Origin of the sequence: Streptomyces sp. NPDC096205, from assembly GCF_044763135.1 — a bacterium.
Taxonomy (GTDB): domain Bacteria; phylum Actinomycetota; class Actinomycetes; order Streptomycetales; family Streptomycetaceae; genus Streptomyces.
On the sequence record NZ_JBIWFS010000006.1, the window covers coordinates 389,238 to 409,454 of the forward strand.

The following is a 20,217-nucleotide window of genomic DNA, read 5'->3' on the forward strand; positions in this document are numbered from 1 at the left end:
CACAGCCCGACCTGCCGCTCGCGTTAGGACAGCAAGGACAGCGATGCCCCCCAACACCACCGCCTCTTCGGGTCAGAAGCCCGGCAAGCCCGGCAGGAAAAAGGGGCGCAAAGCCCGACTGATCGTGCTCCTGCTGGTGCTGGCCGTCGTCGGCGGACTCGGATTCGGGGCGTACTGGTCCATCAGCACCGTGCGTGCCTCCTTCCCGCAGACCAAGGGATCCATCACCCTGGACGGCCTGTCGGGGCCCGTCGACGTCAAGCGCGACGGCAACGGCATCCCGCAGATCTACGCGTCCTCCGACGCGGACCTGTTCATGGCGCAGGGCTTCGTCCAGGCGCAGGACCGGTTCTACGAGATGGACGTGCGCCGGCACCTGACCTCCGGCCGCCTGTCGGAGATGTTCGGCAAGAGCCAGATCGACAACGACGAGTTCCTGCGCACCCTGGGCTGGGACCGGGTGGCGAAGAAGGAGTACGACACCAAGCTGTCGGACTCCACGAAGAAGTACCTCCAGGCGTACGCCAAGGGGGTCAACGCCTACCTCGACGGCAAGAGCGGCGAGGACATCTCCCTGGAGTACGCCGCTCTCGGCTTCGCCAACGACTACAAGCCCGCGCAGTGGACCCCGGTCGACTCGATCGCCTGGCTGAAGGCGATGGCCTGGGACCTGCGCGGCAACATGCAGGACGAGATCGACCGCGCCCTGATGACCAGCCGCCTCGGCCCCAAGCAGATCGCCGACCTGTACCCGGCGTACCCGTACGGCCGCAACAAGGCGATCGTCCAGGAGGGCCAGTACGACGAGCTCACCGGCTCCTTCGGCGGCGGTGGCGAGAGCGGTGACGGCGACTCCGACGGCGGCACGGGCACCGACCCCGGCACGGGCGGCGAGGGCACCGGCACGGGCGGCTCCACGGACGCCGTGGGCGCCTCCACCGGCACCACGGACGGTACGGCCCTGCAGACCCAGCTCTCGGGCCTGTACGGCGTCCTGGAGGACATCCCCGATGCCGTCGGCGTGAACGGCAACGGCATCGGCTCCAACTCCTGGGTCGTCGCGGGCAGCCACACCATCACCGGCAAGCCGCTGCTCGCCAACGACCCGCACCTGTCGGCCTCGCTGCCGTCCGTCTGGTACCAGATGGGCCTGCACTGCCGCGCGGTCTCCGAGAAGTGCCAGTACGACGTCAGCGGCTACACCTTCGCCGGCCTGCCCGGCGTGATCATCGGCCACAACAAGGACATCGCCTGGGGCATGACCAACTCCGGCGTGGACGTCACCGACCTCTACCTGGAGAAGCTCACCGGCGACGGCTACCTGCTCGACGGCAAGGTCAAGCCGTTCACGACGCGCAAGGAGATCATCAAGGTCGCCGGCGGCGCGCCCAAGCCGATCGTCGTGCGCGAGACGGACAACGGCCCGCTGCTGTCCGACCGCGACGACGACCTCGTCAAGGTCGGCCGCAAGGCCACCGTCGACACCGCCGCCCCCGACCGCGGCGACGGCTACGGCATCGCCCTGCGCTGGACCGCCCTGGACGCCGGCACCTCCATGGACGCCGTCTTCGCGATGGACCGCGCGGCCGACTGGGAGGACTTCCGCGCCGCGGCCGCGCTGTTCGACGTCCCGTCGCAGAACCTGGTCTACGCCGACACCGACAACCACATCGGCTACACGCTGCCCGGAAAGATCCCCACCCGCGCGAAGGGCCACGACGGCTCGATCCCGGCGCCCGGCTGGGACTCGAAGTACCGCTGGAAGGGCTTCATCGACCAGGACGAGCTGCCCTACGAGTTCGACCCCGCGCGCGGCTACATCGTCACCGCCAACCAGGCCGTCGTGAACAAGGACGACTACCCGTACACCCTGACCACCGACTGGGGCTACGGCACCCGCAGCCAGCGCATCAACGACCTCATCGAGTCGAAGATCAAGGGCGGCGGCAAGATCTCCACCGACGACATGCGGCAGATGCAGCTGGACAACAGCAGCGAGATCGCCAAGCTGCTCGTGCCCCGGCTGCTGAAGATCGACGTGGAGGACCCGGACGTCCGCGAGGCGCAGAAGCTCCTGGAGGGCTGGGACTACACCCAGGACGCCGACTCCGCGGCCGCCGCGTACTTCAACTCCACCTGGCGCAACATCCTCAAGCTCGCCTTCGGCAACAAGCTCCCCAAGGAGCTGCGCGTCAAGGGCCAGTGCCTGTGGGTCGAGCCGACCGACACCACCGGCCCCGCCGACGAGGACCGCAAGGTCCGCGAGTGCGGCCAGCGCGACGCCGACCAGGCCCAGCCCGACGGCGGGGACCGCTGGTTCGAGGTCGTGCGCAGCCTCATGGACGACGAGGACAGCGAGTGGTGGAGCACGCCCGAGGTCGGCACGCGCGACGGCGCCACCAACCGTGACGAGCTGTTCGAGCGCGCCCTGGTCGACGCCCGCTGGGAGCTGACCGCGAAGCTCGGCAAGGACATCGACACCTGGAGCTGGGGCCGGCTGCACCGCCTGTTCCTGAACAACCAGACCCTCGGCACCGAAGGCCCCGGCGTCCTGCAGTACATGCTCAACCGCGGCCCCTGGAAGCTCGGCGGCGGCGAGGCCACGGTCAACGCCACCGGCTGGAACGCGGCCGGCGGCTACGGCGTCGTCTGGGTCCCGTCGATGCGCATGGTCGTCAACCTCGGCGACCTCGACAAGTCGCGCTGGATCAACCTCACCGGCGCCTCCGGACACGCCTACAACGCCCACTACACCGACCAGACGGACAAGTGGGCCAAGGGCGAGCTGCTGGGCTGGGCCTTCACCGAGAAGGCGGTCGACGACAGGACCAGCGACACCCTGGTCCTCAAGCCGTGACCTGGTAGCCGGCTTCCACCGATGGCCCTCCACGCGCGCGTGGAGGGCCATCGCGCTACAGGGGGCGGTGGAAGCGGTGGACGCCCGTCGGGGTCACCGCCGCGTGGACCGGCTGGTCGTGCGCCTCCTCCGGGACGTGCTCGACGACCTCCGTGTCGTACAGCAGCACCACCAGCGCGGGGTGCGCGTCCGCACGCTCCAGACGGGCCAGCACGCGGTCGTACGATCCGCCGCCGCGCCCCAGCCGCATCCCTCGCGCGTCGACCGCGAGGCCGGGCAGCAGCACGACGTCCGCGGAGACGACCGCGTCGGGGCCGAGGCGCTCGCCGGCCGGCTCGAACAGCGCCATCTTCCCGCCGTGCCGGACGCGCGCGAGGGAGCCCTCCCCCTCGTACGCGCCCCAGTCCAGGTCGTTGTCGGGCAGCAGGGCGGGCAGCAGGACGTGCACGCCCCGCGCGCGCAGCGCGTCCAGGAGCGCCAGGGTGCCCGGTTCGGTGTCCACGGAGACGTACGCCGCGACGGTGCGCGCCCGCGCCAGCTCGGGCAGATCGAGGGCCCGCTCGGCGAGGGCGGAGGCCGCGGCCCGCACGTCATCTGCTGTCAATCTGTTCCTCACCGCGAGGAACTCCCGCCGCAACATTCGCTTGTCAGTCTCGGTCGGACGTCCGAAGTGCCCCACAGGTTGCTCCCGTTACGGTTCCAATGTGCTCATATGAGAGCCAATTAACCGGAGCCACAGATTCCTCTCAAAGGCACCGGATAGGGTTGCGGCCATGACTCAGTCGCACCCCAGGATCAGCAAGGCTGTCATCCCCGCAGCAGGCCTCGGCACCCGGTTCCTGCCGGCCACCAAAGCCACTCCCAAGGAGATGCTGCCGGTCGTGGACAAGCCGGCGATCCAGTACGTGGTCGAGGAGGCCGTGTCCGCCGGCCTCGACGACGTCCTCATGGTGACAGGGCGCAACAAGCGCCCCCTGGAGGACCATTTCGACCGCAACTACGAACTCGAGTCGGCTCTGGAGAAGAAGGGCGACGCCGAGCGACTGGCCAAGGTGCAGGAGTCGAGCGACCTGGCGACGATGCACTACGTCCGCCAGGGCGACCCCAGGGGACTGGGCCACGCGGTGCTGTGTGCCGCCCCGCACGTCGGCGACGAGCCGTTCGCGGTGCTGCTCGGCGACGACCTGATCGACCCGCGCGACCCGCTGCTGCAGCGCATGATCGAAATCCAGGAGCAGTACGGCGGCAGTGTCGTCGCGCTCATGGAGGTCGCGCCCGAGCAGGTCCACCTCTACGGGTGCGCGGCCGTGGATGCGACCGCCGAAGGTGACGTCGTGAAGGTCACCGGGCTGGTCGAGAAGCCCGACGCGGCGGACGCCCCGTCCAACTACGCGATCATCGGCCGCTACGTCCTCGATCCGGCCGTCTTCGAGATACTGCGCAAGACCGAGCCCGGCCGCGGCGGCGAGATCCAGCTGACCGACGCCCTCCAGCACCTCGCGGAGGACGAGAGCGTCGGCGGCCCGGTGCACGGCGTCGTCTTCCAGGGCCGCCGCTATGACACCGGTGACCGGGGCGACTATCTGCGGGCCATTGTCAGACTCGCGTGCGAACGTGAAGATCTGGGACCGGACTTCCGGTCCTGGCTTCGCAGTTACGTCACCGAGGAGATGTAGCACCTTGAGCACCGCCGCGCCCCGTACCGCCGGCCATGACCACCTGTGGTCGGTCGACGAACACCTGGAGGACATCCTCGCGACCGTCCGCCCCCTGGAGCCCATCGAGCTGCAGCTGCTGGACGCCCAGGGCTGTGTCCTGGTCGACGACGTGACGGTGCCGGTGTCGCTGCCGCCGTTCGACAACAGCTCGATGGACGGGTACGCGGTGCGGGTCGCCGATGTGGCGGGCGCGAGCGAGGAGTTCCCGGCGGCCCTGGAGGTCGTCGGGGACGTCGCGGCGGGCCAGGCCGAGCTGCTGCACGTCGGCCCCGGCCAGGCCGCCCGCATCATGACCGGCGCCCCGCTGCCGCCCGGCGCCGAGACGGTCGTGCCGGTCGAGTGGACCGACGGCGGCCTCGGCGAGGGCCCGGTGACCGGCATGCGCGCCCGCAGCCTCGGTCCCGAAGGCGCCGGCGGCCAGGTCCAGGTGTACCGGCCGGCCGAGGCACGCGCGCATGTGCGCGCCAAGGGCAGCGACGTGAAGGCGGGCGACCGCGCCCTCGAAGCGGGCACCGTGCTCGGCCCGCCGCAGATCGCGCTGCTCGCCGCGATCGGACGCGGCACGGTACGCGTACGCCCGCGCCCGCGCGTGGTCGTGCTCTCCACCGGCAGCGAACTCGTCCAGCCCGGCGAGGAGCTGGGCAGCGGCCAGATCTACGACTCCAACAGCTTCGCCCTCACCGCCGCCGCCCGGGACGCCGGTGCCATCGCCTACCGGGTGGGCGCCGTCGCCGACGACGCCGAGACCCTCCGTACGACCGTCGAGGACCAGCTGGTCCGCGCCGACCTGATGGTCACCACGGGAGGCGTCAGCGTCGGCGCGTACGACGTCGTCAAGGAGGCCCTGTCGCACGTCGGCGACGAGGACGAGGCCGGCAGCGGCATCGAGTTCCGCAAGCTCGCCATGCAGCCCGGCAAGCCGCAGGGCTTCGGCTCCATCGGCCCCGACCACACCCCGCTGCTGGCCCTGCCCGGCAACCCGGTGTCGTCGTACGTCTCCTTCGAGCTGTTCGTGCGCCCGGCGATCCGCACCCTGATGGGCCTTCCCGACGTCCACCGCCCGCGCACCCGGGCGCGCCTGGCCGGGGACCGGCCGCTGAGCTCGCCCAAGGGGCGCAGGCAGTTCCTGCGCGGGGTGTACGCCGACGGCAGTGTGGCCCCGGTCGGCGGGGCCGGGTCGCATCTGATCGCGGCGCTCGCGCACGCCGACGCGCTGATCGTCGTGCCCGAGGACGTGGAGTCGGTCGAGCCCGGCGCCGAGGTCGAGGTCGTGCTGCTCGGCTGAGGGCCCGCGCGCGTGCGTCCGCCTGCCGGGATCAGCGGATCCTGCTCCGCCCCGCACGCCGACTTGGCGGTACCGTGTCGCGCACAGCAGGCCCGTGCGCCGCACCGCGACGGGCCCGGACCGGGAGCGCCGTACAGCATGAGCACGCAGGACCGACTGACGCACATCGACGAGGCGGGCGCCGCCCGCATGGTCGACGTATCCGGCAAGGACGTGACCGCGCGCACCGCGCGCGCGAGCGGCCGCGTCCTTGTCTCGCCGAAGGTGGTGGAACTGCTCCGCGGCGAGGGCGTCCCCAAGGGAGATGCCCTGGCCACGGCCCGGATCGCGGGCATCATGGGTGCCAAGCGGACCCCGGACCTCATCCCGCTGTGCCACCCGTTGTCGGTGTCCGGTGTGAAACTGGACCTGTCGGTCGCGGACGACGCCGTGGAGATCACCGCCACGGTGAAGACCACCGACCGCACGGGCGTCGAGATGGAGGCCCTCACCGCGGTCTCCGTCGCCGCGCTCACCGTCATCGACATGGTCAAGGCGGTCGACAAGGGAGCGGTCATCACGGACGTACGGGTGGAGGAGAAGACGGGCGGCAAGTCGGGCGACTGGAGCCGGGCGTGAGCGCCGGGGCCTACCGCGCGCTGGTCGTCACCGCCTCCAACCGGGCCGCGGCCGGGGTCTACGAGGACAAGGGCGGCCCGCTGGTCGCCGACGGCCTCGGCGGCTTCGGGTTCGCCGTCGACGGCCCCCAGATCGTCCCCGACGGGGAGCCCGTGGAGGCGGCGCTGCGGGCCGGGGTCGACGCCGGGTACGACGTGATCGTCACCACCGGCGGCACCGGCATCTCGCCCACCGACCGCACGCCCGAGGCCACCCGCGCGGTCATCGACCGCGAGGTGCCGGGTATCGCCGAGGCCATCCGCGCCTACGGCCGGGAGAAGGTGCCGACCTCGGCGCTCTCCCGGGGCCTGGCCGGGCTGGCCGGGCGCACGCTCATCGTGAACCTGCCGGGCTCCACGGGCGGGGTGAAGGACGGTCTGGCCGTCCTGGAGCCCCTGCTCGTGCACGCCGTCGACCAGATCCGCGGCGGGGACCACCCGAGACCCGCCCCCGGCCCCGGGGGTGCGAGCTGAGCAGCGCATCCTGGCCGGTCGAGCTGGTGGACGGCGACATCGTCCTCCGGCCGATAAAGCTGCGCGACCAGCGGGCCTGGCGCGAGGTGAACCGGCGCAACCGCGACTGGCTGCGCCCCTGGGAGGCGACCATCCCGCCGCCCACGCCCAGCGGTCCGATTGCGCACCGGCCCACCTACCGCCAGATGGTCCGCCATCTGCGGGCGGAGGCGAACTCGGGCCGGATGCTGCCGTTCGTGATCGAGTACCAGGGGCGGCTGGTCGGGCAGCTGACGGTCGCCGGGATCACCTGGGGCTCGATGTGCTCGGGCCACGTCGGTTACTGGGTGGACGAGGCGGTGGCCGGCCGCGGGGTGATGCCGACGGCGGTCGCGCTCGTGGTGGACCACTGTTTCCGCACCGTCGGCCTGCACCGCATCGAGGTCTGCATTCGCCCGGAGAACACGCCCAGCCGCCGGGTCGTGGAGAAACTCGGATTCCGCGAGGAGGGGCTGCGCCCCCGTTATCTCCACATCGACGGGGCCTGGCGCGACCACCTGGTGTTCGCCCTGACCGCGGAGGAAGTCCCGGACGGGTTGCTGAACCGCTGGCGGCGGGCACGCTCCCGGGGAATCCCGCGCAGCCCGCAAAATTGAATATGTGTTCGAAATTGACCCCTCGGTGACCGGTTCGGGGCAATCAATTCGCGTCCTCGGCGGGCTGCTGATCGCATCGGTCACAAAAAAAGTTCGAAATATCAGCCAGATCGTGCGACACACCGGCCCAATTGGCGGATGGCCTCACGCAAACCCCTCTACGGTGTGAGACGTGAGCAGCAGCGGCCTCATCTACGCAGTCATTGTCGGGGCCTGGGCCGCCTACTTGGTGCCGATGTGGCTCCGTAGGCAGGACGAGCTGAACGAGGCCCGTCCGACGGAACGCTTCAGCACCGCCATCCGGCTGCTGTCCGGACGGGCGGGCATGGAGCGCCGATACGCCAAGGACCTGCAGGCGCGCTCCACCGACGCGGGGGAGCCCGGCCTCGAGGACCCGGACACGGTCACCGACTCGGTGGACGTCCGGGCCTTCGCCATGCCTCCGACGCGCCCGCAGACAGCGGCGTACTCGACCGGCAGCACGCCCGCGCGCAACAGCGCGGCCGCCCCGGCGCGCAAGCCCGTGCAGGGCGGCCCCGTGCAGGGCGGCTCCGTACCGGGAGCCCGGCGTGCGCCCGAGGCGGGTGCCGCAGCGGCGCGCGCCCAGCGCACGAAGGTGCTCGCGCGCCGCAGGCGTACGACCGTGATGCTGTTCCTGGCGTTCACGCTGGGCGCGATCGTCGCCGCCGTCGGCGGGCTCGCGTTCCTGTGGGCGCCGGGCGTGCCCGCGGTGCTGCTCAGCGGGTACATCGGGTATCTGCGCGCCCAGGAGCGGCGCAGGTTCGCCTTCCAGATGGACCGCCGACGGGCCGAGGCCGCGGCGCAGCGCCTGCGCGAGCGGGCGGCGAGGGAGCGGCGCGGGCCGGCCGGCCCCGACACGGCGGCCGACGACGCCGAGGAGCCCGAAGCGGCGGGTGAGCCGGAGCTGGACCCGGGGCTGTCGGCGCTGGCGGCGGACCGGCGCGCCCTGGTGGAGCAGACGGACCACGCGGAGTGGGTCGACCAGCAGCGTGAGCGCCAGCGCGCACCGGGCCGGGGCGAGAGCTGGGAGCCGGTGCCGGTGCCGCTGCCGACGTATGTGACCGCGCCGGTCGCACCGCGGGCCACCTCCGATGTGGACCTCGGCGCGCCGGACGCCTGGAGCTCGGCGCGCTCCAGCGCCGCGCCCCGTGAGCAGGAGCCCGCCGCCGAGGACGCGCAGGGGGCGCAGGAGCAGGCGGGCGGCGAGGACGACGGGCGCAGCGACGCGCGTCGGGCCGCGTCGGCACGGCGTTCGCGGGAGCGGGGCCGGACGCCGCTGTTCGACCAGTACGAGGACGGCGGCCGGCCGCGGGCCGCCAACGAGTGACGGTCCGACCTGCCCCGTCCCGGATACGGATTTTCAAGCACGGCGATCGGGGTGCTAAAGTTTCACTCGTTGCAAGGGCCTGTGGCGCAGTCCGGTAGCGCACCTCGTTCGCATCGAGGGGGCCAGGGGTTCAAATCCCCTCAGGTCCACGCAGCATAGAGCCCCGTCGGGAAACCGACGGGGCTCTATCGTTTTCTCCCTCACCTGAGGACCCGTGACGGGCCCTCAGGTGACGCGGCTCACAGCGCCTTCGCGAAGCAGCGGCTGTCCTCGTAGAAGCGGTAGTAGCCGAACTTGGCGCACGGCTCGTAGCCGGTGGCCGTGTACAGGGCGATGGCCTCCGGCTGCTTGTCGCCGGTCTCCAGGACCATGCGCAGGCGGCCGGCCGCGCGGGCGTCCTCCTCCAGGGCGGTGAGGATGCGCCGGGCGAGGCCGCGGCCGCGCATGTCGGGGACCACGTACATGCGCTTGAGCTCGGCGTCGCCGTCCTCGTTGCCCTCGGGGTTCTTGTCCTGGCTGCGCCAGCCGCCGGTGGCGACCGGGCGGTCGGACTCGTCGTAGGCGATGAGGAAGATGCCGCGCGGCGGTTCGAAGTCGGCGGGGGCGAGGGTCGTGGCGTCGCCGCCGTCGCCGTAGCGCTCGTGGTACTCGGCCTGGACCTCGTCGTTGAGCTTGACGGCGTCGGGGTGATCGAAAGGCACGCGGCGGATCTGCATGCTGGTCATCGTACGTATGACCAGTCTCTCGTAAATCGAATTCTGGACTCGGTCCAGTGTGCCGGTATCGTGCCGGGGTGCTCACTGTGACCTCTGTGAATGTGAACGGGCTGCGTGCCGCCGCGAAGAAGGGCTTCGTGGAGTGGCTCGCCGGGACCGAAGCCGATGTGCTGTGCCTTCAGGAGGTACGGGCCGAGCCGCAGCAGCTGCCCGAGCATGTGCGCACGCCCGAGGGCTGGCACGTGGTGCACGCGCCCGCCGCCGCCAAGGGGCGCGCCGGTGTCTCCCTCTACACCCGCCGAGAGCCGGACGCGGTGCGTGTCGGCTTCGGGTCGGCCGAGTTCGACGGCAGCGGCCGGTACGTCGAGGCCGACCTGCCCGGTGTGACGGTCGCCTCCCTCTATCTGCCCTCCGGTGAGGTCGGCACCGAGCGGCAGGACGAGAAGGTGCGCTTCATGGGCGAGTTCCTCGCCCACCTCAAGGAGCTGCGCGAGCGGGCCGCCGCCCAGGGGCGCGAGGTGCTGGTCTGCGGCGACTGGAACATCGCCCACCAGCCGGCCGACCTGAAGAACTGGCGCGGCAACACCAAGAACTCCGGCTTCCTGCCCGAGGAGCGCGAGTGGCTCGGCCGGGTCCTCGACGCGCAGGACGGCGGCTACGTCGACGTCGTACGGGCGCTGCACCCGGGGGTCGAGGGGCCGTACACCTGGTGGTCGTACCGCGGGCGGGCCTTCGACAACGACAGCGGCTGGCGGATCGACCTCCAGGTCGCGACGCCGGGCCTCGCGGAGCGGTGCGTCAAGGCGTACGTCGAGCGGGCCGCGAGCCATGCCGAGCGGTGGAGCGACCACGCGCCCGTGACGGCGGTGTTCGACCGCTGAGGGGGCGGCCGGCGAGGCTCCTCACCTGGGCGATCTTGCCTGTGTGAGCGGGAATCCACATCCGGCTGAACGCCGGTTGGCCACTCCGTATACTCCGCCGGAGTACGCCCGTCCGCATCCTCGGCCAGAGAGCTCCGACGTCACCATGAACAGTCCCGTGCCTCCTCTGTCGCCCAACTACGCGACGCACATGACCCGTGCCTACAAGGAGAGCGTGGAGGTGCACGGGAAGTGGCCGGTGGAGTACCAGTTCCGGGCGGCGCAGGGGGATCACCGGCATCTGCTGGTGGTGTTCTCCTCGGTGGGCAGCAAGTACGGATTCGGTGGCGCGCTGGACAGCGTCAAATGCAATGTCCTGCGCATCCGTGACCATTTCGACGGCGCGGCGTCCTATTACGTGGCCCGGAACATGGACTTCAGCGTCTCGGACTCCATCCAGGCGCTGATCCAGGACTTCATGCGCAGGCTGCGGGTCACCCCGCAAGAGGTGACCCTGCTGGGGGCCTCGAAGGGGGCGAGTGCCGCCCTCTACTACGGCGTGAAGTACGACTACAAGAACATCATCGCGTCGACTCCGCAGTATTTCCTCGGCAGTTACTCCAAGGGTCACGCCCAGCTCGGCGACGCGGTTCTCGGCGAGGGCCAGCCCGACGAGAACGTGGCGGTCCTGGACGCCGTGATGAAGGACGTCCTGGACAAGGACACCGACCTCAAGCGGAACATATACCTGGTCTCCTCACCCGGCGACTACCAGTACGAGCAGGAGGTCGTGCACTATCTCCCCGCACTGCGGGCGTACGAGAACTTCAACTTCCTGTTCGTCGAGTCGCCGACGGTACGGCGGCACGACGAGGTCGTGCGGCAGGCGCTGCCCTCGATCCTGAGCATCGTGTACTCCGTGACCGAGGGCGTCGCCCCTCGCTGGGGTGAGGTCACGGTCGGGTCCGAGCCCGAGGACCCGGAGGCCGCGGCCGAGTACCTCGCCGAGCTGCGGGGGCGGGACACCGCCCTGGCCACGCTCACCCGAGCCGTGTTCACGAACGGCAGCCTGGACCTGAAGGGGCGCGCCTTCCTGCCGGGCCAGGCGCCCGAGGGCCCGGCCGAGGAGAGCAAGCGGCTGGTCCTGGAGAAGGACGGGCGGAAATGGTCGTACCCGCTGAGGACGACCAGCGAGATCAGGCTCTACCGCGACTACTTCGACGAGTACTTCTGCGAGTACGCCATGGGCGGATTCGCCACGCAGGGCGAGCTGACCTTCGCGGAACTCCCGCAGGGCACCTACGACGTGTCCGTGTGCGTCACGAGCGAGTCCGAGGGCATCAGCCGGCGCACCCGGCTGATCTCCGCGGCCGCGGTGGACCGGCGTCAGGTGTGCGGTGATTCCGAGCTGCTGTTCCGGGGCGGCAAGGGCGGTCTGAAGCTGGTGAAGAGGAGCATCGTCGGCGTCGATTCCCCGGGCGTGAGTTTCTCCGTCGCGAAGGCGGAGGAGAGCGAGCGGAAGCTGCACACGGAGGGCGTCTTCTTCCTGCCCGGAAGGAATGCGGACCGTGACGCGCACGCTTTCTACTACCTCGTGCTGGAAGGGAAGTCCGGAATCCACTCCTTCGCCCTGAGCGCGAAGAAGAACCCGGAATCCGTACGGCCGCACAAGGACCGGGGTGACCTCGGCAACTACGACTTCGGGTACTTCACCTCGGGTCCCGCGGGAATCGACGTCTCGGACCTTCCGGCCGGAAAGTACAACGTGCTCGTGTCGATGAGCGCGGGTGGTGCGCTGTTCACCAAGAAGGCCGGGAAGATCACGCTGAAGAAGCCCCGGTAACCGGGGAAGTCCCGTCAGTCGCCCTTGCTGATCCTGCGGTCCAGCGCCAGCGACAGTTCCGCCTCCACCACGCTGCGCGCCAGCGGCCGCATGCGCGGAAGGTCCTCCTCGGGGGCGTGGCGCAGGACGAGGTCGGCGAAGAGCTCGGCGAGGGCGTCGGCGTGCTCGCGGACCCGGGCGCCGGCCGCGAGGACCTCGGCGAGCGGGATGCCCTCGCGGACCAGCGCGGCGGAGACCTCCAGGAGCCGGCGGCTGATGTGGACGATGTCCTCGCCGTCGGTGGCGAGGTAGCCGAGCTCCATCGCGGCGGCGAGGTTCTCCGGGGTGACCTCGCCCGCGAAGTGGTCGGCGAGTTCCTCGGGGGTGAGGCGGACCGGCTCCTCCTCGGTGGGGGTGCCGAGGCCGAGGAGGTCGCCGACGTCACGGCCGTGGTCGAAGGCCTCGGCCAGCTCGGCGATGCCGCTCAGGGTGTGGCCGCGCTCCAGCAGCGCGGCGATCGTGCGCAGACGGGCCAGGTGATGGTCGTCGTACCAGGCGATACGGCCCTCGCGGCGGGGTGGCGGGATCAGCTTGCGCTCGCGGTAGAAGCGCAGGGTGCGCACCGTGATGCCGGCCAGCTCGGCCAGCTCCTCCATGCGGTATTCGCGCTTGTCTGCCACAGCGGAAGCCTATGTCGTACCGCCGGTAACTTTCCTGGGCCGACCCCTACCCATGAGTACGGACCTCCTCTACTCTCCCCATTGCGCCAGTGTTCACTGGCAGAGTTCATACGGACGATGCGCGGAGGCTTCGGGATGGCCCACGAACACGAGCATGTACGGGTGGCGGTGGTCGGATCCGGGTTCGGCGGGCTGGGGGCCGCCGTACGGCTGCGACGCGAGGGGATCACCGACTTCGTCGTCCTGGAACGGGCGAGCAGCGTCGGCGGCACCTGGCGCGACAACAGCTACCCCGGCTGCGCCTGCGACGTGCCCTCGCATCTGTACTCCTTCTCCTTCGCACCCAACCCCGACTGGCCGCGCACCTTCTCCGGGCAGGAGCACATTCGCGCCTACCTGGAGCACGTCGCCGACACCTTCGGACTGCGCCCGCACCTGCGCTTCGACTCCGAGGTCAAGCTGATGACCTGGGACACCGAGAAGCTGCACTGGCGCATCGAGACCGCCGGCGGGACCCTCACCGCCGACGTCGTCGTCTCCGCCACCGGCCCGCTGTCCGACCCCAAGATGCCGGACATCCCGGGGCTCGCCGGCTTCCCCGGCAAGGTGTTCCACTCCGCCCGCTGGGACCACGACTACGACCTCACCGGCAAGCGCGTCGCCATGGTCGGCACCGGCGCCAGCGCCATCCAGATCGTCCCGGCCATCCAGCCGAAGGTCGCGAACCTGACCCTCTTCCAGCGCACCCCGCCGTGGGTCATGCCCCGCATGGACCGGGCGATCAGCGGCGCCGAGCGCGCCCTGCACCGAGCCCTGCCCTTCACCACGCAGCTGCGCCGCGGACTGCTGTGGGGCATCCGGGAGTTGCAGGTCCAGGCGTTCACCAAGCATCCGAACGAGCTGGGCCTGGTGGAGAAGCTCGCCAAGCAGAACATGGCCCGCGCCATCAAGGACCCGGCCCTGCGCGCCAAGCTCACCCCGGACTACCGCATCGGCTGCAAGCGGATCCTGCTGTCCAGCGAGTACTACCCGGCGCTCGCCAGGCCCAACGTGGACGTCGTCGCCAGCGGCCTCAGCGAGATCCGCGGCTCCACCGTCGTCGCCGCCGACGGCACCGAGGCCGAGGTCGACGCGATCGTCTTCGGCACCGGCTTCCACGTCACGGACATGCCCATCGCCGAACGGGTCGTCGGCGCGGAGGGCAGGACCCTCGCCGAGACCTGGAAGGGCGGCATGGAGGCCCTGCGCGGGGCGGCCGCCGCGGGCTTCCCGAACTGGATGACGATCATCGGCCCCAACACGGGCCTCGGGAACTCCTCCATGATCCTCATGATCGAGTCCCAGCTGAACTACATGGCCGACTACCTGCGCCAGTTGGACGTCCTCGGCGGCCGCGCCGCCCTCGACGCCCGGCCCAGCGCGGTGCACGCCTGGAACCGCCGGGTGCAGGAGCGGATGAAGCGCACCGTGTGGAACACCGGCGGCTGCACCAGCTGGTACCTGGACGCGAGCGGCCGCAACACCACCATCTGGCCCGGTACGACGACGGAGTTCCGGCGTGCCACACGGCGGGTGGACCTCGCGGAGTACGCGGTGCTTCGGCCGGCCGCCAAGGAGGCCGGGTCCGCGAAGAAGCCGGACCTGAAGGTCGTACAGGAGACTGCCGGGGAGCCCGTGGGGGAGTCCGTCGAGCCGTCGGCCGCCGAGGACGTGACCGCATGAGCCGTCTGACGCATGTCGCCTCCGGCCCTTACGCCCCGCCCGTCCCGGCCCGTGTCCTGACCGCCGTGTCCGCGGACGGCGCCCGCCTGCACGTCGAGGTGCACGGACCCGAGGGCGCGCCGGCCGTCGTGCTCGCGCACGGCTGGACCTGCTCGACCGCGTTCTGGGCGGCGCAGATCCGCGAGCTGGCCGCCGACCACCGGGTGATCGCGTACGACCAGCGCGGCCACGGCCGCAGCCCCGCGAGCCCCGCCTGCAGCACGGAGGCGCTCGCCGACGACCTCGAAGCCGTGCTCCTGGCCACGCTGGCACCCGGCGAGAGGGCGGTCGTCGCGGGGCACTCGATGGGCGGCATGACTGTCATGGCGGCCGCGACCCGGCCCGCGTTCCGGGCGCACACGGCGGCGGTGCTGCTGTGCAGCACGGGCAGTTCGCGGCTGATCGCCGAGTCGACCGTCGTCCCGATGAAGGCGGGGCGGCTGCGGTCCTGGTTGACCGAGCGGATCCTCGGCTCCAGCGCCCCGCTCGGCCCGGTCACGCCGCTCGCCCGGCGCATCCTCAAGTACGCCACCATGGGCGCCGGTTCGGCACCGCACATGGTCGAGGCGTGTGCGCGGATCGTGCACGCCTGCCCGCGCAGGGTGCGCCACGTGTGGGGCGGGGTGCTGGCCCTGCTCGATCTCGACCACGGCGTACGGGAGTTGCGCATGCCGGTCGAGGTGATCGTCGGCACCGCCGACCGGCTCACCCCGCCGGTGCACGCCCGCGCCCTGGCCGCCGCGCTGCCTGCTTGCGTCGGAGTCACCGAACTGCCGGGGCTCGGGCACATGACACCGGTGGAGGCGCCGGAGGCCGTCACCGGCCGGATCAGGGCACTTGTCACGACGTACACGCAGGTCAAGGAGGGCGCATGAGCAGGGTGAGTCTGCAGGGGCAGGTCGCGGTCGTCACGGGGGCGGCGCGCGGTGTCGGCGAGCTGCTCGCCCGCAAGCTGTCCGCGCGCGGCGCGAAGGTGGCGCTGGTCGGGCTGGAGCCGGACGCCCTCAAGGACGTCGCCTCCCGGCTGCACGGCGAGAGCGACCACTGGTACGCCGACGTCACCGACCACGAGGCGATGGCCCGCGTGGCGCGCGAGGTGAAGGAGCGGTTCGGCAAGGTCGACATCGTCGTCGCCAACGCCGGTGTGGCGAGCGGCGGTCCGTTCGTCGACTCCGACCCCGACGCGTGGCGGCGGGTGATCGAGGTCAACCTCATCGGCTCGGCGGTGACGGCCCGCGCCTTCCTGCCGGTGCTGATGGAGAGCCGGGGCTACCTGCTCCAGATCGCGTCCCTCGCGGCCATCACGCCGGCGCCGATGATGACGGCGTACTGCGCGTCCAAGTCGGGCGTGGAGGCGTACGCGCACAGTCTGCGCGCCGAGGTCGGCTACAAGGGCGTGAAGGTCGGCGTGGGCTACCTCTCGTGGACGGACACCGACATGGTGCGCGGCGCCGACCAGGACGACGTCATGCGTGAGCTGCGCCAGCGGCTGCCCTGGCCGTCGAACAAGACGTACCCCCTGGGCCCGGCCGTCGACCGGATCGTCGCGGGCATCGAGCGGCGCTCCAGCCATGTCTACGGGCAGTGGTGGCTGCGCGGCATGCAGGGCGTGCGCGGCTATCTGCCGGGGATCATCGGCGCGGTCGGACAGCGGGAGATGGCACGGTTCGCGGACCGGCTGGACGGCATGCGCATCGGTCTGGTGGGTGCGGGCGGGGCGGCGGACGAGTCCGAAAGGGCCTCCCGCCAGGGGTGACTACAGCCTGTCACTGATCGACATGCGTGGGGTCACGGTGCGTGTGAATCTGGTCGAGGCCCGGTGCTCCGGGCCCGATTCCCTCACCCGTACAGGAGTGAACCCACATGGGTATGAAGGACCAGTTCCAGGACAAGACCGAGCAGTGGCAGCAGCAGGCCAAGGGCAAGATGGACCAGGCCAAGGAGCAGGCCAAGCAGCGCGGCCAGAAGCGCGGCCAGCGGCCTGACGAGGAGCCGGAGCGCACGCGCCCGCAGGACGAGCAGGACCGGCTCGACCCGGACTACGACATGTGACGCTCGCCACTGAGCGGTAGGGGCGCCCCCTCTCGGAGGGGGCGCCCTCCTCGTGTGTTCATGCCCTCGGCGGCAGCTTCGGACGCGACCTGTCCGGGACGTCCCGGTAGTCCGGCGGGGTCGCCGGAGGGTTCGTCTCCAGCAGCTCCAGGGCCAGTTGTACGGCGTCGTCGAGCTGGGCGTGGCGGCCCTCGGCCCAGTCGAGGGGGGTGCGCAGGATCTCCAGGTCCGGGGTGACGCCGCGGTTCTCCACGCCCCAGCCGTAGGCGTCGAACCAGGCGGCGTTCATGGGCACGGTGATGACGGTGCCGTCGCCGAGCTGATGCCGGCCGGTCATGCCGACGACGCCGCCCCAGGTGCGCTGGCCCACCACCGGGCCCAGCTTCAGCAGCTTGAACGCGGCGGTGATCATGTCGCCGTCGGAGGAGGTCGCCTCGTCGGCGAGGGCCACGACCGGACCCCGCGGCGCGTTCGAGGCGTACGACACCGGCTGCGCGTCGCGTGTCAGGTCCCAGCCGAGGATCGTCCGGGTCAGCTTCTCCACGACGAGTTCGCTGATGTGGCCGCCCGCGTTGCCGCGCACGTCGACGATGAGCGCGGGCCGGGAGACCTCCATGCGCAGGTCGCGGTTGAACTGGGCCCAGCCGGAGCCGCCCATGTCGGGGATGTGGAGGTAGCCGCACCTGCCGCCGCTCAACTCCCGCACCACGTCACGGCGTTTGGCGACCCAGTCCTGATAGCGCAGGGGGCGCTCGTCCGTGAGCGGGACCACCGCGACGCGCCGGGAGCGGCCGGCCTCGCCCTCGGCGGGGGTGAAGGTCAGCTCCACCGTCGTACCGCCCGCTCCCGCCAGCAGCGGATACGGTCCCGCGACCGGGTCGACCGGGCGGCCGTCGACATGGGTGAGGACGGCGCCCTCGCGGATGCCGGTGCCGGCCAGCGGGGAGCGGGCCTTGGAGTCGGAGGAGTCGCCGGGCAGGATCCGCTTGACCATCCAACTGCCGTCCCGGCACACCAGGTTGGCGCCGAGCAGGCCCTGGAGGCGGCGGTAGTGGGGCGGGCCCTCGTTGCGCCGGGCGGGGCTGACATAGGCGTGGGAGGTGCCGAGTTCGCCGAGCACCTCGCGCAGCAGGTCGGCGAACTCGTCGGGGGAGGCGACCTGCTCGACCAGCGGCCGGTACTGCGCGAGGACCGCGTCCCAGTCGATGCCGCACATGCCCGGGTCCCAGAAGTAGCCGCGGATCAGCCGCCCCGCCTCGGCGTAGGCCTGCCGCCACTCGGCGCCCGGGTCGACGGTGTGCAGGATGCGGCGCAGGTCGATCCAGACGGTGGAGTCGCTGTCCCCGGACTCGGTGGCGGGCACCGCCCTCAGGTCGCCCTCGTCGACGACGACCAGCCGGCTGCCGTCGCCGCTGACCGCGAACCAGTCGAGGTCACCGACCAGTTCGGTGCGCTTGGCCTTGGTGATGCTGAAGTGCTCCAGCGTGGGCCGGCCGCTGGTGTCGTCCGGGTTGGCGAAGGTCTCGCCCAGCGCGCCCGAGATCGGCCAGCGCAGCCACACCAGCCCGCCGCCGGCCACCGGGAAGAGGGCCGAGTACTTGGACGCGGTCACCGGGAACGGCGTGACCCTGCTGGCGAGGCCCTCGATCTCGACGGTGACCGTGCCGTCGCCGCCCTCGTCCTCCAGCGGGTCGAGACCGCCCGCGGCCGGCCGGCCCTCGGGGGTCAGGGCGAAGGGGGAGGGGGTGGCCGAGGACAGGGGCACCAGGTAGGGCCGGCAGCCGAGCGGGAAGGACAGGTCGCCGGTGTGGACGTCGTAGACCGGGTCGAAGCCGCGCCAGGACAGGAAGGCGAGATAGCGGCCGTCGCGGGTGAAGACCGGGTTCTCGTCCTCGAAGCGGCCGTTGGTGACGTCGACGACCATACGGTCCTTGATGCGCGCCATCTTGATCTGCCGCAGCGTCCGCCCGATCCCCGGGTGCGACCAGGTCAGCCACGCCCCGTCCGGAGAGAACGCGAGGTCGCGCACGGGGCCGTTGATCGACCGGATCAGCTCGGTGACCTCCCCGCCTGAGTCCTCCGAGCCCGCGGCGGCAGCCGCATCATCGGACACAGTGATCAGCAGCAGCCGCCCGTCGTGCGAGGCGATGGCCAGGCGCTCGCCGTCCGGGTCCGACACCAGCTCCAGCACCCGCCCCAGCTCGCCCGAGGCCAGCCGGCGCGGCTCGCGGTCACCGGTGGCCCGCGGCAGATAGGCGATCTCGACGGCGTCCTCGCCCTCGGCGTCCGTCACGTACGCCACCTGCCCGCCCGACCCCAGCATCTCCGGCAGCCGCACCCGGACGCCCGGGGTGTCGGTGATCGTCCGGGCCGGGCCGTCGCGATGGGTGAGCCAGTACAGGCTGCCGCGTACGACGACCGCGCTCGCCCGGCCGGTCTCGTCGACCGAGATGCCGTCGATGTGCTGCGCGGCCGGCACCTGATAGGGGCGGCGGCCCGCACGCGGCCCGCTCAGCCGTACGTCGAGCCGGCGCGGCGCCGAGCCGGGGGCGAGGGTGTCCACCATCCACAGCTCGCCCGCGCACTGGTAGACCACCCGGGTGCCGTCGGTCGAGGCGCTGCGGGCGTAGAAGGCGTCGTGGTCGGTGTGCCGGCGCAGGTCGGAGCCGTCGTGGTCGCAGGAGTAGAGGTTGCCGACGCCCTCGTGGTCGGAGAGGAACGCGATCCGGCCGTCGACGAACATCGGGCAGGCCAGATGCCCCTCCAGGTCGGCGAGCAGCCGCTCCCCGTGCAGCCACAGCCGGCCCATGGCGCCGCCCCGGTAGCGCTTCCAGGCGGCGGGCTCGTGCGGTGGGGTGCCGGTGAGCAGAAGGGTCTTGTGCCCGTCGGGGAGGTCGGCGACCTGGATGTCGGTGACCGGACCCCAGGGGAGCTTGCGGCCGGGGTCGCCGTCGGGGCCGACCTTGTAGGCCCAGGTGAAGTAGGAGAAGGGCTCGCCGTGCGAGGCGACCGCGAGGATCGTGCCGTCCGGGGTCCAGCCGCACACCCGGGTGTCGGGGCTGCCCCAGTACGTCAGCTGCCGGCCGGTCCCGCCGTCCACCGGTGTCAGGTGCAGCTCGGGGACGAGGCTGCGCCAGCTGGTGTACGCGATGTGGCGGCCGTCGGGGGAGAAGCGGGGGTGGCCCAGCTTGGTCCGGTCGACCGTGAGCCGCCAGGCCCGGCCGGGTTCGTCCAGCGGGGCGAGCCAGAGGTCGTCCTCGGCCACGAAGCAGAGCAGGTCACCGCTGATGTGGGGCAGGCGCAGATAGCTCACGTAGTCATGCTTTTCCCTGGGACGGAGTGGAGCAACTTAT

The 20,217-nt window shown here is 71.3% G+C and carries 17 protein-coding genes and 1 tRNA gene; 14 read left to right on the top strand and 4 right to left on the bottom strand.

Translation table 11 applies throughout. The annotated features are described in order from the left end of the window. The first annotated feature begins 43 nt into the window (after window positions 1–43). Window positions 44–2,857: a penicillin acylase family protein gene (locus tag ACIQ6Y_RS23940; protein ID WP_404041987.1), complete on the top strand. Its 2,814-nt coding sequence runs from the start codon at window positions 44–46 to the stop codon at window positions 2,855–2,857. 55 nt (window positions 2,858–2,912) lie between these two features. On the opposite strand, the gene ACIQ6Y_RS23945 is transcribed toward ACIQ6Y_RS23940, so the two are convergent. Beyond that, window positions 2,913–3,497 carry a 5-formyltetrahydrofolate cyclo-ligase gene (locus tag ACIQ6Y_RS23945; protein WP_404041988.1) on the bottom strand — a complete coding sequence of 195 codons (585 nt, stop codon included), beginning with the start codon at window positions 3,495–3,497 and terminating at the stop codon, window positions 2,913–2,915. 133 nt (window positions 3,498–3,630) lie between these two features. Between ACIQ6Y_RS23945 and galU the strand changes: the two genes are divergently transcribed. From galU to ACIQ6Y_RS23980, 7 genes are all read left to right on the top strand, one after another. After that, entirely contained in the window at window positions 3,631–4,533 is a 903-nt protein-coding gene (galU, locus tag ACIQ6Y_RS23950) for a UTP--glucose-1-phosphate uridylyltransferase GalU (protein ID WP_404041989.1), read from the top strand. Window positions 4,534–4,537: 4 nt separating this feature from the next. After that, entirely contained in the window at window positions 4,538–5,860 is a 1,323-nt protein-coding gene (gene glp, locus ACIQ6Y_RS23955) for a gephyrin-like molybdotransferase Glp (protein ID WP_404041990.1), read from the top strand. Between the two features lie 138 nt (window positions 5,861–5,998). After that, on the top strand, window positions 5,999–6,478 hold the full coding sequence (gene moaC / locus ACIQ6Y_RS23960; RefSeq protein WP_404041991.1) for a cyclic pyranopterin monophosphate synthase MoaC: 480 nt from the start codon (window positions 5,999–6,001) through the stop codon (window positions 6,476–6,478). Further along, window positions 6,463–6,990 carry a molybdenum cofactor biosynthesis protein B gene (locus ACIQ6Y_RS23965; RefSeq protein WP_404042167.1) on the top strand — a complete coding sequence of 176 codons (528 nt, stop codon included), beginning with the start codon at window positions 6,463–6,465 and terminating at the stop codon, window positions 6,988–6,990. Before moaC ends, ACIQ6Y_RS23965 begins: the two co-directional genes overlap by 16 nt. 26 nt (window positions 6,991–7,016) lie before the next feature. After that, the gene (locus ACIQ6Y_RS23970; protein WP_404041992.1) at window positions 7,017–7,625 is read left to right on the top strand and encodes a GNAT family N-acetyltransferase; all 609 of its coding nucleotides are present in this window, start codon (window positions 7,017–7,019) and stop codon (window positions 7,623–7,625) included. A 172-nt stretch (window positions 7,626–7,797) separates the two neighbouring features. Continuing rightward, on the top strand, window positions 7,798–8,973 hold the full coding sequence (glpR, locus tag ACIQ6Y_RS23975) for a gephyrin-like molybdotransferase receptor GlpR (protein WP_404041993.1): 1,176 nt from the start codon (window positions 7,798–7,800) through the stop codon (window positions 8,971–8,973). A 75-nt stretch (window positions 8,974–9,048) separates the two neighbouring features. Then, a tRNA-Ala gene (locus ACIQ6Y_RS23980) sits at window positions 9,049–9,122 on the top strand. 90 nt (window positions 9,123–9,212) lie between these two features. Here the strand turns inward: ACIQ6Y_RS23980 and ACIQ6Y_RS23985 are convergent. Beyond that, window positions 9,213–9,689 carry a GNAT family N-acetyltransferase gene (locus ACIQ6Y_RS23985; RefSeq protein ID WP_404041994.1) on the bottom strand — a complete coding sequence of 159 codons (477 nt, stop codon included), beginning with the start codon at window positions 9,687–9,689 and terminating at the stop codon, window positions 9,213–9,215. Between the two features lie 77 nt (window positions 9,690–9,766). On the opposite strand from ACIQ6Y_RS23985, the gene ACIQ6Y_RS23990 reads away from it, so the two are divergent. Together ACIQ6Y_RS23990 and ACIQ6Y_RS23995 are read left to right on the top strand one after the other, a co-directional pair. Continuing rightward, entirely contained in the window at window positions 9,767–10,570 is an 804-nt protein-coding gene (locus ACIQ6Y_RS23990) for an exodeoxyribonuclease III (protein ID WP_404041995.1), read from the top strand. A 190-nt stretch (window positions 10,571–10,760) separates the two neighbouring features. Next, window positions 10,761–12,392: a hypothetical protein gene (locus ACIQ6Y_RS23995; protein WP_404041996.1), complete on the top strand. Its 1,632-nt coding sequence runs from the start codon at window positions 10,761–10,763 to the stop codon at window positions 12,390–12,392. 14 nt (window positions 12,393–12,406) lie between these two features. Here the strand turns inward: ACIQ6Y_RS23995 and ACIQ6Y_RS24000 are convergent, their stop codons facing one another. Continuing rightward, on the bottom strand, window positions 12,407–13,027 hold the full coding sequence (locus ACIQ6Y_RS24000) for a MerR family transcriptional regulator (protein ID WP_404042168.1): 621 nt from the start codon (window positions 13,025–13,027) through the stop codon (window positions 12,407–12,409). 159 nt (window positions 13,028–13,186) lie between these two features. On the opposite strand from ACIQ6Y_RS24000, the gene ACIQ6Y_RS24005 reads away from it, so the two are divergent. From ACIQ6Y_RS24005 to ACIQ6Y_RS24020, 4 genes are all read left to right on the top strand, one after another. Continuing rightward, a complete protein-coding gene (locus ACIQ6Y_RS24005; protein ID WP_404041997.1) occupies window positions 13,187–14,773 on the top strand; it encodes a flavin-containing monooxygenase in 1,587 nt (528 codons plus the stop codon). Continuing rightward, a complete protein-coding gene (locus tag ACIQ6Y_RS24010; RefSeq protein ID WP_404041998.1) occupies window positions 14,770–15,687 on the top strand; it encodes an alpha/beta fold hydrolase in 918 nt (305 codons plus the stop codon). Before ACIQ6Y_RS24005 ends, ACIQ6Y_RS24010 begins: the two co-directional genes overlap by 4 nt. After that, on the top strand, window positions 15,684–16,568 hold the full coding sequence (locus ACIQ6Y_RS24015) for an SDR family oxidoreductase (protein ID WP_404041999.1): 885 nt from the start codon (window positions 15,684–15,686) through the stop codon (window positions 16,566–16,568). Before ACIQ6Y_RS24010 ends, ACIQ6Y_RS24015 begins: the two co-directional genes overlap by 4 nt. A gap of 107 nt (window positions 16,569–16,675) precedes the next feature. After that, a complete protein-coding gene (locus tag ACIQ6Y_RS24020) occupies window positions 16,676–16,864 on the top strand; it encodes a hypothetical protein (protein WP_404042000.1) in 189 nt (62 codons plus the stop codon). Window positions 16,865–16,922: 58 nt separating this feature from the next. Here ACIQ6Y_RS24020 and ACIQ6Y_RS24025 read toward each other — a convergent pair whose 3' ends face one another. Further along, a complete protein-coding gene (locus ACIQ6Y_RS24025) occupies window positions 16,923–20,177 on the bottom strand; it encodes a S41 family peptidase (RefSeq protein WP_404042001.1) in 3,255 nt (1,084 codons plus the stop codon). Window positions 20,178–20,217: the final 40 nt, after the last annotated feature.

Bases quoted from the DNA above. Each gene is read 5' to 3' on its own strand.
- ACIQ6Y_RS24010 (WP_404041998.1), top strand. From the start codon at position 14,770: ATGAGCCGTCTGACGCATGTCGCCTCCGGCCCTTACGCCCCGCCCGTC.
- ACIQ6Y_RS24020 (WP_404042000.1), top strand. From the start codon at position 16,676: ATGGGTATGAAGGACCAGTTCCAGGACAAGACCGAGCAGTGGCAGCAG.
- moaC (WP_404041991.1), top strand. From the start codon at position 5,999: ATGAGCACGCAGGACCGACTGACGCACATCGACGAGGCGGGCGCCGCC.
- ACIQ6Y_RS23945 (WP_404041988.1), bottom strand. From the start codon at position 3,497: ATGTTGCGGCGGGAGTTCCTCGCGGTGAGGAACAGATTGACAGCAGAT.
- ACIQ6Y_RS24015 (WP_404041999.1), top strand. From the start codon at position 15,684: ATGAGCAGGGTGAGTCTGCAGGGGCAGGTCGCGGTCGTCACGGGGGCG.
- ACIQ6Y_RS23995 (WP_404041996.1), top strand. From the start codon at position 10,761: ATGACCCGTGCCTACAAGGAGAGCGTGGAGGTGCACGGGAAGTGGCCG.
- ACIQ6Y_RS24005 (WP_404041997.1), top strand. From the start codon at position 13,187: ATGGCCCACGAACACGAGCATGTACGGGTGGCGGTGGTCGGATCCGGG.
- ACIQ6Y_RS23985 (WP_404041994.1), bottom strand. From the start codon at position 9,689: ATGCAGATCCGCCGCGTGCCTTTCGATCACCCCGACGCCGTCAAGCTC.
- ACIQ6Y_RS23940 (WP_404041987.1), top strand. From the start codon at position 44: ATGCCCCCCAACACCACCGCCTCTTCGGGTCAGAAGCCCGGCAAGCCC.
- galU (WP_404041989.1), top strand. From the start codon at position 3,631: ATGACTCAGTCGCACCCCAGGATCAGCAAGGCTGTCATCCCCGCAGCA.
- ACIQ6Y_RS24000 (WP_404042168.1), bottom strand. From the start codon at position 13,027: ATGGAGGAGCTGGCCGAGCTGGCCGGCATCACGGTGCGCACCCTGCGC.